The organism is Salinicola endophyticus (assembly GCF_003206575.1).
Taxonomy (GTDB): Bacteria; Pseudomonadota; Gammaproteobacteria; order Pseudomonadales; family Halomonadaceae; genus Salinicola; species Salinicola endophyticus.
On the sequence record NZ_PZJO01000002.1, the window covers coordinates 457,374 to 470,987 of the forward strand.

10 protein-coding genes are annotated in these 13,614 nt (G+C 61.4%); 5 read left to right on the forward strand and 5 right to left on the reverse strand.

What is annotated here, in order from left to right; genetic code table 11:
* Positions 1-141: 141 nt before the first annotated feature.
* Entirely contained in the window at positions 142-1,884 is a 1,743-nt protein-coding gene (locus DOM66_RS04680; RefSeq protein WP_110689393.1) for a sodium:solute symporter family protein, read from the forward strand.
* Between the two features lie 75 nt (positions 1,885-1,959).
* Positions 1,960-2,835 (forward strand): DMT family transporter, encoded by an 876-nt coding sequence (locus tag DOM66_RS04685; protein WP_110689394.1) that lies wholly within the window; start codon positions 1,960-1,962, stop codon positions 2,833-2,835.
* A gap of 24 nt (positions 2,836-2,859) precedes the next feature.
* Here the strand turns inward: DOM66_RS04685 and idi are convergent, their stop codons facing one another.
* The 3 genes from idi to DOM66_RS04700 form a co-directional block, all read right to left on the reverse strand.
* Complete coding sequence (gene idi / locus DOM66_RS04690) at positions 2,860-3,387, reverse strand: isopentenyl-diphosphate Delta-isomerase (protein ID WP_110689395.1); 528 nt, start codon at positions 3,385-3,387, stop codon at positions 2,860-2,862.
* Between the two features lie 504 nt (positions 3,388-3,891).
* Positions 3,892-5,790: an aspartate:alanine exchanger family transporter gene (locus tag DOM66_RS04695; protein ID WP_110689396.1), complete on the reverse strand. Its 1,899-nt coding sequence runs from the start codon at positions 5,788-5,790 to the stop codon at positions 3,892-3,894.
* Complete coding sequence (locus DOM66_RS04700) at positions 5,783-7,165, reverse strand: glutamate decarboxylase (protein ID WP_110689397.1); 1,383 nt, start codon at positions 7,163-7,165, stop codon at positions 5,783-5,785. Before DOM66_RS04700 ends, DOM66_RS04695 begins: the two co-directional genes overlap by 8 nt.
* A gap of 422 nt (positions 7,166-7,587) precedes the next feature.
* Here DOM66_RS04700 and acuR point away from each other — a divergent pair, with 422 nt between their 5' ends.
* Complete coding sequence (acuR, locus tag DOM66_RS04705; protein WP_110689398.1) at positions 7,588-8,223, forward strand: acrylate utilization transcriptional regulator AcuR; 636 nt, start codon at positions 7,588-7,590, stop codon at positions 8,221-8,223.
* A 63-nt stretch (positions 8,224-8,286) separates the two neighbouring features.
* Positions 8,287-9,276 carry an acrylyl-CoA reductase (NADPH) gene (gene acuI / locus DOM66_RS04710; RefSeq protein ID WP_110689399.1) on the forward strand — a complete coding sequence of 330 codons (990 nt, stop codon included), beginning with the start codon at positions 8,287-8,289 and terminating at the stop codon, positions 9,274-9,276.
* 107 nt (positions 9,277-9,383) lie between these two features.
* Here acuI and DOM66_RS04715 read toward each other — a convergent pair whose 3' ends face one another.
* Complete coding sequence (locus DOM66_RS04715) at positions 9,384-10,505, reverse strand: glycosyltransferase family 9 protein (protein WP_110689400.1); 1,122 nt, start codon at positions 10,503-10,505, stop codon at positions 9,384-9,386.
* 334 nt (positions 10,506-10,839) lie between these two features.
* Positions 10,840-11,514, reverse strand: a complete 675-nt coding sequence (locus tag DOM66_RS04720) for a response regulator transcription factor (protein ID WP_157958774.1) — start codon at positions 11,512-11,514, stop codon at positions 10,840-10,842.
* Between the two features lie 309 nt (positions 11,515-11,823).
* Here DOM66_RS04720 and DOM66_RS04725 point away from each other — a divergent pair, with 309 nt between their 5' ends.
* On the forward strand, positions 11,824-13,422 hold the full coding sequence (locus tag DOM66_RS04725; RefSeq protein WP_157958775.1) for an ArnT family glycosyltransferase: 1,599 nt from the start codon (positions 11,824-11,826) through the stop codon (positions 13,420-13,422).
* The last annotated feature ends 192 nt before the right edge of the window (positions 13,423-13,614 follow it).

Here is a 13,614-nt window from a genome sequence, read left to right on the forward strand (position 1 = left end):
CGGCGCGACATCGATGGCACTATCCGCTGCGCCATATCGATACGGGTCGCACCTGTTCTGCGCGATGACGCACCTGAAACAGTCGTCGCGGCGTTCGCGCTTACGATGACTCGACAACCAACACCATCGAGCGATACGCCCATGAGCTACACCGTTGCGATCGTCTTAAGCCTCGTCGGCTATTTTCTGATCGGCCACTGGGCCGGGCGCCGCGTCAAGCATCTCGACGACTATCTCGTCGCCGGCCGCAATGCGCCCACTTTCCTGATCCTCGGCACCCTGGTGGCGAGCTATCTCAGTACCAGTGCCTTTCTCGGCGAGACCGGCTTCGCCTATGCGGGCTACCCCTTCGTGATGCTGATCTTCGCCGCCATCAGCACCTCGGGCTGCCTGCTGGGTGCGCTGGCCTTCGGCCGCTATCTGCGCCGCAGCGAAGCGCTCACGGTGCCGGAGTTTTTCGGCAAGCGCTTCGCCTCGCGCCGGGTGCAGCGTATCGCCGGGCTCACCACGGTGATCGGCCTGGGTGCCTATCTGCTCGGCGTCATGCAGGGCGCGGGGATCATGTTCGAGGAGCTGACCGGGCTGCCCTACTGGCTCGGCCTACTGCTGGTCTGGCTCACCTTCACCGGCTTCATTCTCTACTCGGGCTCGCCCGGCGTGGTGCTCACCGATACCGTGATGTTCGTGATCTTCTCGCTGGCCGCGGTCGGTGGCTCGCTCTATATCATCACCGACCTGGGCGGCTGGCAGGGAGTGATCGGCGGGCTGCTGGCGCAGACCGACAAGCCGGGTATCGCCCTGTGGCACGGCATGCTCCAGGGCGATGATGCCGCCTTCGCGACCCCGGGCGAGTCCGCCACCTGGGGCATCACCCTGGGGCTGGTGTGGGCCGCAGTGCTGGCCGCGAGCCCGTGGCAGTCCAGCCGCTATCTGATGGCGCGCAACGAGCACGTGGTGATGCGTTCGGCGATGCTCACCGCCGTGGCGCTGGCGATCTTCTATGCGCTGATGATGCTCACCGGCGCGGCGATCAACCTCTACACGCCGACGCTCGACGCCGAGCGTTCGATGGTGTGGGCGGCGCTCAACGTGCTGCCGATGTGGCTGGGCATGGTCATCCTGACCGGCGTCTTCGCCGCCGGCCTCTCCTCCTGCTCGACCTTTCTCTCGATCATCGGCTTCAGTATCGCCAACGATATCCTCCCCGCCTCGCGCAGCGGCGCTGCCGCCATGCGCACCAGCCGCATCGCGGTGCTCGTCTCGGGGCTGATGACCCTGGTGCTGGCACTGTTCCAGCCGCCCGCGGTGATGGCGGTGGTGTGGTTCGCGGCGACGCTGTTCGCCTCCTCCTGGGGGCCGGTGGCGCTGATGAGCATCTGGAGCCGGCGCATCACCGCCGCCGGCGCGGCCTGGGGGCTGAGCGTCGGCTTTCTCGGCAACCTGCTGCTCTCGCTGGCGCTGCAGGCAGAGTGGCTCACGCTGCCGGTCTATCTGCATCCGGTGGTCGTCAGCACCGTGGCCGCCCTGGTCGCGATCGTGATCGCCTCGCGCCTGACGCAGGTCAGTCAGGCGGAGCGGGAGTATCTGGCCAGCCTGCACCAGCCTGGCGAGACGCCCGCGCCGAGCACCGAGTCGGGCACCCGTGGCATCGCCATCGTCACCATGCTGGCGGGGGTGGCGATCGGCGCCTTCCTGTGGCTGCAATACGCCGACACCCTCGCCGGCTATGCCGCCGACTACGGCCTCTCGCGCTCGGCCACACTGGGCGCCTACGCGCTGGCCCTGGGCTGCGGTGCCATGCTGCTGGTGGCCGGCGCGGTGGGATATCGGGTCGCCGGGGTGCACGGCAGCGCACGCCTGGCCGCCGCCCAAGGCAACGCCTAGCCGGGCAGGCGATACCCGACGACGTCAGGGAGCCCGAGCATGATGGTCGGGCGGATCACTCAAGGAGAGAACAGCATGGTGACTTGGGCCCCTCAGGGGCATGCCCGCGGCGTGGCACTGGCCTTCGGCGGCATCGTGGTACTCAGCTTCGACAGCCTGCTGGTACGCCTGGCCGATAGCGATGGCTGGAATATCGCGTTCTGGCGCGGGGCACTGATGGCCCTGGTGGTGGGGCTGTGTTACTGCCAGCGCCGGCGCCTGGCCACGCTCAACGCCCATCGCGGTGCTGCGCTGGTCTCTTCGGCGCTGCTCGCCGCCATCTCGCTGCTGTTCGTGATGGCGGTGGTGCACACGCGGGTGGCCAACGTGGTGGTGATCCTGAGCACCGCGCCACTCTTCGCCGCCCTGCTGACACGCTTCGTGCTGCGCGAACCAGTGGCAGGGCGCACCTGGCTGGCGATCGGCCTGGCGATGCTCGGCCTGGTGATCGTCTTCGCCGGCTCCCTCGGCGGCGACGGCCTGCTGGGCGATCTCTACGCCCTCGCCTCGGCACTGGCGGTGGGTGCCAACCTGACCCTGCTGCGCCGCTACCCCACCCTCGACCGGCTGCCGCTGATCGCCGGCGGCGGCGTGCTCACCGCCCTGGCCGCCTGGCCAATGGCAACGCCGCTGGCACTGGATACCCAGAGCTACGTGGTGCTCGGGCTCATGGGGCTGTTGCAGATGCCGCTGGCCACGGCGCTGATCAATATCGCCACCCGCTACCTGCCCTCCGCCGAGGTGGCGCTGTTCTATCTGGTCGAGGCGATTCTCGGCACCCTCTGGGTCTGGTGGCTGCTCGGCGAAGATCCGCCCAGCGCCACGCTCTACGGCGGCACGCTCACCATCCTTACCCTGATGGCCAACGCCTGGCTGGGCATGCGTGCCCGGCCCGCCCGCCGATGTCGCTGAAAAACGCCGCGATCAAGAGCGCCGCTAGAGCGCCTGGCGGATGCCCGGACGCCCCAACTGCGCCACCATCCACGGGCTGAACACGCAGGGCGTGGCGGCCTGGGCGGCGATCAGATCCTCCGCCGACACCCACTGCCACGCCATCACCTCATCGGGATTGGGCGCCAGCGGCGAGCTGGCGCGAGCCCGGAACACCGGGCAGTACTCGTTCTCGACCACCCCGCTGTCGTCGCAGGCACGATAGCGGAACTCGCTATCCAGCAGCACGATCTCGGTCAGCGTCACGCCCAGCTCGAAGTGGCCTCGCCTTGCCACCGCGGCCTCCAGCGCCTCGCCGGGTAGCGGATGTCCACAGAAGGCGTTGGACCAGACGCCGGGCCAGGCGCGCTTGGTCAGCGCCCGACGGGTGATCAGCACCCGCCCCTCGGCATCGAGCAGGTAGCAGGAGAAGCCCAGGTGCAGTGGCGTATCGGCGTCATGCACGAGCGCCTTGTCGCGGCTGCCGATGGGGCGGTGCGCTTCGTCCAGCAGAACGACCTCTTCGACAGGCATAGGGGGCTCCCGCACGGATGATGATTGATAACGGAGAAAACAGATCGAACACGCCAGGCCCGGCGGCACGAAGGAGTCGAAACATCTTGCCTCAGCGCAGGACGATAGCGCCCGGCATCAACGCTCAAGGGCCAGAAAAAGGCACAAAAAAAAGAGTCTGACGTAAACATCAGAACTCTTGAGATCAGCTATGCCAGACGTGCTGTCGTCTACGGTCTTCGCACCCCGTAAGTCCCTGGCTGCAGCCTTCCCGGCTGCCTTCCCTGCGACACCCCTATCCTTGGGGTGCGCTCACGGTACGCGCTATTCGAAGCGATAGATAGCGAAAACCAAATTATATTTCGATGACACCTGCGATGGCATCCGAGCGAGCCTGCCCACGGCTGCACGAGGCGCAACCGATGGTCGCATCCAGCGCCTGGCGTGGCCTCAGCGAGACACTGAACAAAGCCATCGCCGCCGCTCATGACGCGCGACAGCAATACCGTTCAGTGCCATCGCCAGCTAGGACAGGATCATCGAAAAATAGCCCCCGATCAGGGCCAACACCGTCGTCAGCGCGTAACTCACGGGATAAGGCACAGCCGCCACCGAGCTCCCCGACTCCTCGATGATCGCGTTCAGCCCGGGCGTGCTGTTTCGCCCACCCGTGGCAGCACCGTCGGCGATAATCGAATTGAGTCCGAAAAACTTGAACCCGACCCAGAAGGCAATCAACGGAGGAATCAAGGCCCCCAGCGTGCCGATGAGCGCCAGCCAGACCAAGGTGTCGCCACCCAGTGCGGTGATGACTTTAGGCCCGACGTTCGCGGATAACACCACGACGAAGGCATTCAGCCCGAAGTCCTGGAGAAAACTGCGAGCCCCCTCATGGACCGGCCCGCCGAACTCTGGGTTGCGACTGCGGAAGTAGCTGACGCCCACGCCAGCCAGAATGCACCCTGCCGACGTCCCCAATGAGAATGGGATACCCGAGATGGTCACACTCACAATGCCCACCAGATACCCTACCAGCATGGCCAGCGAGAGATAGAGAACCTCGGATTTCAGGGTCGGCAGGATCGCACGTCCGCCCAGGGTCTTGGCCGCCGCCTTGATCGCCACGTCAGGCCCGGTCAGACGTATCACGTCACCGAACAGCACGACGCTAGCCGGCCCCAGCGGTAGTTCATTACCGGCCCTGAACAGCGCCTGTACCGTCACCCCGCCCGTTCCGCGACTCTCCAGCTCCTGCAGTGTCTTCCCGGAGAGCGCATGGGAGCCGACGTGGATATCGGCCACTTCCAGAGGCACATTGCGGGCCAGCGCTTCATCGGCCTCCGGGCCTATCAACTCCCCCTCTTCAAGGATCAAGTCGTGCACATTCCCACGCACCGTCACGATATCGTTCTTCTCGAGCACCAGATCATCAGATAACTCTAGAACCTGATGGTCTCTCACGACACGCAGAATCGGTACCTGAGGATACTCCTTGGCAAGTTGCGCAAGACTCCGCCCGATGAGCTGCTGGTGAGTCACATAGAAGGCACGAAGATCGTAGGGGGAGAATCCCATGACCAGTGCGCCTGGCGCGCCTGGAACAGGATGGGTAGCACCGCCACTATATTCCCTCTCGGCCTGCTTCGCGTCTGCCTTGGCATCGCGCCCAAAGATCCGCGGCAGATACCGAATCAGCAGGATGATCCCGACGCTCGACAATACGTAGCTAATGGCATAAGCCGCCGCCATATTGGCGCCCACCTGCTCCACTGTCATACCGGCAGGGGGCGTATAGGCACCGCTCGACAGCGCGCTCTGGCCAACGCCGAGAATGGCCGTAATGGTATAGCTACCTGAAATCAATCCTGTCGCATACCCGGGTGCCAACCCGACCCAGGATGCGCCGAAGTAGCAAATGACCCAATTCAGCACCCAGACGATGACACCGACACCGACGAAGGCCAGCCCACCTTTTCGCAGACCCGAAAAAAATTGCGGCCCCACCTTCAAGCCCAGTGCATACATGAACAACAAGAGCATGAAGGATGAGAGAACTCCGGGAATGGAGTAGGTAATGCCATAGACGGCTTCGGCCACCATCGAGATGATGACACCGACCAGCAATGAACCGGCTGTCGAGCCCAGAGAGACGCCCTTGACATCGAGCTTTCCGATCAGATTCCCCAGCGCCAGGGCGAGAAGAATAAACGCGATTGGCTGGTGTCCGAGCAGCGCGAAAAAACCGTGGATTCCACTTTCAGCAGTGGGCCTTACGCTATCGATGATGTGACCTACGGCGTGCCCTCCAGCGGAGGGCGCGCTTTCCTGGGCAACGGCGGTTTCGGTGAAAAGAAGGGCCAACAGGCCTGCGTAGCGAGTCAGGATGCCTGGCGACGTTCGTCCGCGATGAGATGTCTCAACCATGGTGGAACCCCGGTTTGGCCGTCGAATGGGGTACCGGGTTGTCCGATAGATGCTTGATCGCGCGCTTCATATCGTCGAGAAGCAGACGTGCCAGATCGCGACTCACCCCATGTCGGATCAAGATGCGCTGAACGACGGTTTCCTGACGATGCGAAGGCAGCGGATAAGAGGCTATCTGCCAACCGCGCATCCGCAAACGCTCCGACAGGTCATAGAGATTGAAGCCATGATCGGCATCGGTCAGCTTGTAAGCGACCGCCGGCAGTCCGCCATGGCCGTCGTAAACCATGTCGAAAGGCCCCAGCTTGGCGAGTGCCTTGCCCAACCACTGTGCCGTATCGGCGCAGGCTTGCTGAATCGCCGTATAACCATCGCGTCCCAGGCGCAGGAAGTTATAGTACTGTGCGATGATTTCCCCACCGGGACGAGAGAAATTGAGCGCAAATGTCGGCATATTGCCGCCAAGGTAGTCGACGTAGAAAATCAGGTCTTCGGGCAGATCTTCTTTTGAGGCCCAGATGATCCAACCCACGCCGAGTGGGGCCAGTCCATATTTGTGGCCCGAGGCATTGATGGAGCGCACCCGTTCGATCTGAAAATCCCATACAAGGTCACGCTGGATGAACGGCGCGATAAAACCGCCGGATGCCGCATCGACATGAATCGGAATATCCAAACCCAGGTCGCGTTCGATGGCATCGAGCTCGCGCGCCAGGGCCTCGACGGGTTCGTAGACACCGGTGAACGTCACACCGAGCGTTGCCACAACCCCTATCGTGTTCTCATCACAGTATTGTCTAAGATCCGCCGGCTGTAGACCCAGCGCATCGCCTTCAAGCGGGACCTCTCTGATCTCGACGTCGAAGTACCGCGCGAACTTCTTCCAGCAAATTTGAACGGGGCCGGTCACGATATTGGGCTTGCTCGCGTCCTGCCCTGCGGCTTCACGCCGCTGGCGCCATTTCCATTTGAACGCAAGCCCACCCAGCATGGCCGCTTCACTGGATCCTGTGGTCGAACAACCTACCGTTTCCCAAGATTTCTGGGCGTGCCATAAATCGGCCAAAATATGGACGCAGCGATTCTCGATCTCCGCCGTCTGGGGATACTCGTCTTTGTCGATCATGTTTTTATCGACAGCATCCGACATCAACTGCTTGACCTCGTCCTCGACCCAGGTGGTACAGAAGGTCGCGAGGTTCTGACGGGCGTTGCCATCGAGCAGCAGCTCGTCTCTGACGAGAGAGTACGCAGCGTGGGGCTCGGTTCGGCCCTGCGGAATGCGAAATTTAGGCAGGCTTGCTTGCGATGTGTCGGTGGTATAAATATCGCCGATGATCGATTGGTCATCTGAGCCAAGATGATGAATGGGCATACAGTTATCCTCGCGGTAGGTGAAAGATTCCCCTAAACGACCGCGTTCCGACGCCCCATCAGGCCCTTTATTGTTATCGATCTTAAGTTTCGTTAGCTAGAAAAGCCCGTATCCAGCCGGAGGACTCAAAGTCTACTTTGCCGTCAAACATCGCCCTGCGACGCTTAGTAAACTTAGCCGAGCTGCTGAAAATGCTCACTCCTTGGCGTGCACACGCGGTCAATGAGCATATTATCATTTATTGACTAATAGCCGATCAATTAGTTTGCTAATTATAATTAGATGCTGCACGCCCTTCTTGAAGGCCAAAGCCACGATCGTCACCTCTCGAAACGCTCACGCAGCGCAACTTCGGTCAGGCGCCAGATGGCGTCGGCTGCCGTGCATTGATATTTCGAGACGACCGGTCTAAATTGGGCCGCATGCAGACGCCAACGACCCCCAGCAAACGCCGCGGGCGACCACCAAAGGTTCCCCGCGCCAACCCGGACACTCGGGACGCCCTGATTCGGTGTGGTATCGAAGTGCTCACCGAGCAGGGATTCGTCTCGACCGGGATCGACGGCGTGCTGAAACGGGTCGGCGTGCCGAAGGGGTCGTTCTATCACTACTTCGACAGCAAGGAGGCGTTCGGTCACGCCGTGTTGTCGCGATATGCCGATTATTTCGCGCGCAAGCTCGACCGCTGGCTGCTCTCTTCCGAACTGCCGCCCCTCGAAAGACTCCGCCGGTTCACCCAGGATGCCCAAGAGGGCATGGCGCGCCACCACTATCGGCGCGGCTGCCTGGTGGGCAATCTGGGCCAGGAGGTCACGCTGCTACCCGCCGGATTCGATGAACGGCTGGAAGCCATTCTTCAGGACTGGCAGCGCCGGGTCGCCGACTGCCTACAGCTGGCCCAGGCGCAGGGTGAACTGGCCGCCGATACGGATTGCGACATCCTGGCCGCTTTCTTCTGGATCGGTTGGGAAGGTGCCGTACAGCGAGCCCGCCTGACACGCGAGCCGACGCCTCTGGTGCTCTTCAGCCAGGAATTCTTCGCTCGGTTATCCCGCTGATATCGATCCGACGATCGCCCCCCCCCCCTCTCCGACTCATCGTTCAATGCTCAGGAGGTTCACGTGTTCAACGCCATTCTCGTACAGCAGGCCGAAGCCGATCAGCGGAGTCACGCCGCGCTGACGCAGCTCGACACCGACTCACTTCCCCAGGGCGACGTCCTGGTTCGCGTCGAATGGAGCACGCTCAATTACAAGGATGCGCTGGCGATCACCGGTAAAGGGGCCGTCGTGCGCCGCTTCCCCATGGTGCCGGGCATCGATCTTGCCGGTGTCGTCGAGCAGAGTGAACATTCGGCATGGGCGCCGGGCGATCGCGTCCTGCTCAACGGCTGGGGCGTCGGCGAGGAGCACTGGGGCGGCCTGGCACAGCGCGCTCGGGTCAAAGGCGAGTGGCTTACCCGACTGCCCCCCTCTCTCAACACGCATCAGGCCATGGCCATCGGCACCGCCGGCTATACCGCCATGTTGAGCGTGCTGGCGCTGGAGCGCCATGGCCTGACGCCGGACTGCGGCGAGGTACTGGTGACCGGCGCCAACGGGGGCGTCGGCAGCTACGCCATTGCCGCACTGGCGGCACGCGGCTACCGCGTTATTGCGGCCACCGGGCGCCCTCGAGAATCGGCCTTCCTGGAGCGCCTGGGCGCCGCCGAGATCATTGATCGCAGCGAACTGTCAGACCCCGGCAAGCCTCTGGCCAAGGCCCGGTGGTTTGCCGCCATCGACTCGGTGGGCAGCCACACGCTGGCCAACGTCTGCGCACACACCTGCCCGGATGGCCTGGTCGCCGCTTGCGGCCTCGCCCAGGGCATGGACTTCCCCACCACTGTGGCCCCCTTCATCCTGCGCGGCGTCAGCCTGCTCGGGATCAACAGCGTCACCCGCCCCGCTGAGGAGCGTCAGCAAGCCTGGGCCCGGCTGGCCGAGGACATCGATCCCGCCCTGCTCGACGAGATCTCGCACGACATCCGCTTAGGCGACACGCTGGAGGCGGCCGAACGACTCCTGGCAGGGGAAATACGCGGCCGGCTCGTGGTAGACGTCAACGCCTGATTACACACTGGTTGACGAGACGATGACGAGAAAGCGATCAGCCGAGTCACACCAGTCTGAATGCAACTGCATATAGGGCAGGCCCATGGATCCAGCGCTGCCCACTCTCAGTGGAGCAGCATCTTGCGATCCAGCATGTGCTCGGTTCGCATCCCGGGTGAGCCCAATAGCGGGCTCCGTCTCAGACATGCCATTACGTCCTCGGCACTCGGCTGGTACAGCGCTTTGTCAGCAATCCCGTGAGGCACGAACTTGTAAGACTTTTCGCTATTCAAGACCGCAACAACAGGCACTCCCAAGGCACTCGCGATATGCATGGGCCCAGTGTCGGGTGTGATCAGCGTGATGACATGAGTCAGCGCCGCTGCAAAATCACGCAACGGCAGTAGCGGCAAGATCCGGCCCTGGGCGCCACAGGCCTTCGTCAACGCCGAGCGGTGCTGCTCCTCTTCAGGCCCCAACATGACGAGATAGCGCTCACGACTCTCGTTAAGCGACTCGAGCAGGGAAAGCCAGAAATTCAGTGGAAGCCGCTTGTCCAGGTGGCCACCGACAAAAAGACCAACGACCCCACCGCGCGTGGCGCTCGGCAAGAGAGTTTCCACATGGGTGGCCTCGTCTTTCGTCACGAGCATCCAAGGCAGCCGCTGACATGTCAGACCCAGGGCCCGGGCAATGTTTCCTGATAAATCATAAGCATGCCGGGTGGTGTCATCCAGCAACCAGTCATAGGTATGCTGTAAACGCCCAGGCTGACCGAGCAGCCGGTTGGCACCACATAGCTGCAGGAAAAGCCAACTGGTGAGGGAACCTTCTCCTACCTGTATTGCCAGATCGTATCGATTGCGGCGAAGCGCCAGGATCAATCTAATCAGTGCCCAGAGGCGCCAGGAAAAACTACGGCTGTGCGCGTAATAGCGCTTTAAAGGCATATGTTTGAACAGCTGGCTCGTGGTATCCGTACCCAGATAATCGATGGCGATATCCGGCCGGGACGACGCAAAGGCCTCGATCAACCGAGCCCCGATCACCGCGTTGCCCAGGCGAAAATTCGGCCTGACCAGCAGTACACGATGTACGTTCTGCAATGTCTCCGGCGAGACGGCCTGCGATTCTCGCGAAAAACGTGCCAGCAGGCTGTATGCCATCGATTTGCAGCGCCGCTCCAGGCGCTTGCCCAAGCGTCGCATCCCATCGTGACGTCTAACCTGGGTGAGAACGGCACTCATATCGAACTCCAGAGAGAGGTAAACGCCGCCTACCACCGCAGCCAAAGCTTAACGCAGCATTGTCGAAGCAGCATCAGAACGAAAGCGTGACCGTCGTTTCTACCGCAGAGCCCACGAGATGCCGTACCGTATCGGTGCTCGGCATCAATTCTCTTGCTGACACTCTCGAAAATCCAACGGCAGGCGTGTGCAGGGCTCTGTTAGCTCTCTATGTCGTTCTTTTTGTATCGTTCTTCTCTGTGTCGCTTTTCTCTGAATAGCTCTCATCCGTTCAGCTATATACGCCTCGCCTGTGAGTTCTCTTTTACGGAGCGATCCACTTGGAATTTCGTTTTCACGCAGGTGCTGGGCCCAGGCAATAGCCTACGCCGCGGACCGTGAGGATGGCATCTCGGTGGGTCATTTTTCGAAGCGCGTGAATGAATACCTGTATCGTGTTCGACTTGGCACAAAAGCCGGCACCATACAATATCTGTTCCAGCTGAGCTTTCGTGAACACGCGATAAGGTTGAGAGGCCAGTGCCTTCAGAATCAATAGTTCCTTGGCGGAGGGATGGATCGGATGCTCCTGCCACCTCACTTCCATCGTTGTCATGTCTATCCTCAAGCCGCAGGCAGAGATGACTCGACCCGGAGGTTTGTCGGAACGTCTACATTTGCAGCGCACCCGAGCAAGGACTTCCCTGGCATCGGTATCAGCCGTCAGGAAATCGTCCGCACCCGCGTCCAGAAACCGGGCCGCGTGTAATGAACTCATGGCATCGACAATGACGAGAATGGGGAGTTCTAGAAACTCTCGAAGATAACTCAGCGTCTTCAGGCTATCGCTGATATCAGCACCGCCGACCACAAGGATCAGGGCGTTGACATCGCCCGCTTCCACCGCCGGCATCGCCTGCTCGACGCGATGAAACAGCGTGACTCGTTGACAAAGCCGTGCCAGGCAGCGGCGCCACAGTTCAAGAGAGAGGGCACCTTCTCCATGAATCAAAAGATGCAATTCGATCACCCCGAAACCACGGATTGTTATGATTAAATATCAGCAAAACATCTAGATGACTAACCACAATGAAGCGACAGCCAGTTACTTCATCGAGATCATTATATTAAAAAATATCTTATTTTGAGTTCAACGACATCCCCACCACCTGTTATTAAAAATCATTCCCATATCTGGCGCCCGGCAGCTAGTCTTCTCCGCACATAATGTTTTCCTAAGACTGTCTGGGCAAGCTGACGGCAAAATCCAATGAGCGGCCTGCTTCACATGCATAGATTCCCTCTGCCTCGCTGGCTCATGGCTCCTCCCCGCGGAGACATGCTAGTCATCGCTCTCCTGTGGCTGTTGACGGTCACCAGCGCCCTCTCCCGCTCTTTCCTTCCCATCGATGAAACGCGCTACGTATCCGTCGCGTGGGAGATGTGGCACACCCACTCATTCTGGGTGCCGCACATGAATGGCGAAACTTACGCCGACAAGCCTCCGCTGCTGTTTTGGCTGATACATGCGGGTTGGGCCATTTTCGGCGTCACCGAGTGGTGGCCAAAGCTCATCGGACCACTGGCATCGCTGCTCGCATTGGGGCAGCTCTACCGCATCGCGAGGCAACTGGGGTACGCACAGACATCGGCGAGTCTGGCACCACTCGCACTCATGGCGATGCTGATGTGGAATCTCTACAGCGGCGCGCTGATGTTCGACATTCTGCTGACCGCCTGCTTACTGGGAGCCCTCAGCCCACTCGTCTCCGATCACTTCACCTTGCGCAAGGCACTGGTCAGTGGGATATGGCTGGGGCTGGCCCTGCTGGCCAAGGGGCCGGCGGTATTCGTCACGCTGCTGCCGATCGTGGCCAGCATACCCTGGTGGCGCTCGGCACCGCTCGGCGGAGCCGGCTGGCGCCGGCTAGCGCTCTCCCTGCTCATTGGCAGCGCCCTGCTCGCAAGCTGGGCGCTCTCCGCCGCCTGGCTGGGCGGCAGGGATTACGCCCAGGATCTGCTATGGGGTCAGAGCGTCAATCGACTACAGAACTCCATGGCTCATGCCCGCCCTTTCTGGTGGTACTTCCCGCTGTTGCCGCTGCTGACATTTCCGTGGCTGCTGTGGCGCCCCGCTTGGCCCTTGCGCCCACGTCAATCACGCCAGCGACTCTTCTGGATATGGATGATCACCCCCTTCGCCATTTTCTGCTTCATCAGTGGCAAACAGATTCATTACCTCATGCCTATGCTCCCGGCTTTGGCACTGCTCATCATGGATCGACTGGCCAGCAGCCCGACAGCGCCCAATACTGTCGTCCGAACGCGCCTCCCCTCGCTCGCCATCGCCGTTCTGGGCATCGTTGGCTGCGGCTTGAGTCTATTCGGCAAGGGGGCCGTGGGTCCGGATAACCTGTCGACAACGGGCGCCGTCGCACTCGTCCTACTGGCAGTGGGGATATGGCGACAGCGCTGGCCAGATGGCGCTTCTGCCGCACGCGGGCTCGCCGTGGGTACCGCTATCGCGATCTTTGTGGCGACCCAGTGGATGATGGGGCCATTCTGGAGTCGGTATGACGTGAGGGCCCCAGGCGAGCTGCTGGGAACACTGGAGTCGAGGCAACTGCCGGTGGCTTACAATGGTGGCGGCTACCAGGCGACGTTCCAGTTCGCGGGGCGGCTGACTCGCCCCCTGATGACCCTGGACAATGCCGCCGAGGCTCTGTGCCGATACCGTCTCGCCTATCCCGACGGTTGGCTGGTCACGCGCCATCGGGATATCGATCAACTCACCGTAGACGAGGGTGCCGTTCATCACTTCGACTATCGAAGCGGGCAGTTGGACATCCTTCCCATCAGCGCCATACGGCCCGAGGCATTCGATCCAGACTGCGTCGCCCCCGCTGACAGAGCAGAAAAGAAACATCCCATGGATTGATGAGCGAGCGTGCGGCGCCTTCGGCGAGGGCTGGTGTCGAAACCTTCGCCGATTCCGCGGGGCAATGCGGCGAAGAAGAACAACATGATCGACTCACCGGATAACAAGACGCGCCTTATCTCAGGGCGCGTATCTACTTACTTCACTAGACATCATCCATCGATAACCTTCACGAGATTTCGCTTTTTTCGG

Bases quoted from the DNA above. Each gene is read 5' to 3' on its own strand.
- DOM66_RS04680 (WP_110689393.1), top strand. From the start codon at position 142: ATGAGCTACACCGTTGCGATCGTCTTAAGCCTCGTCGGCTATTTTCTG.
- DOM66_RS04685 (WP_110689394.1), top strand. From the start codon at position 1,960: ATGGTGACTTGGGCCCCTCAGGGGCATGCCCGCGGCGTGGCACTGGCC.
- idi (WP_110689395.1), bottom strand. From the start codon at position 3,387: ATGCCTGTCGAAGAGGTCGTTCTGCTGGACGAAGCGCACCGCCCCATC.
- DOM66_RS04695 (WP_110689396.1), bottom strand. From the start codon at position 5,790: ATGGTTGAGACATCTCATCGCGGACGAACGTCGCCAGGCATCCTGACT.
- DOM66_RS04700 (WP_110689397.1), bottom strand. From the start codon at position 7,165: ATGCCCATTCATCATCTTGGCTCAGATGACCAATCGATCATCGGCGAT.
- acuR (WP_110689398.1), top strand. From the start codon at position 7,588: ATGCAGACGCCAACGACCCCCAGCAAACGCCGCGGGCGACCACCAAAG.
- DOM66_RS04715 (WP_110689400.1), bottom strand. From the start codon at position 10,505: ATGAGTGCCGTTCTCACCCAGGTTAGACGTCACGATGGGATGCGACGC.
- DOM66_RS04725 (WP_157958775.1), top strand. From the start codon at position 11,824: ATGCTAGTCATCGCTCTCCTGTGGCTGTTGACGGTCACCAGCGCCCTC.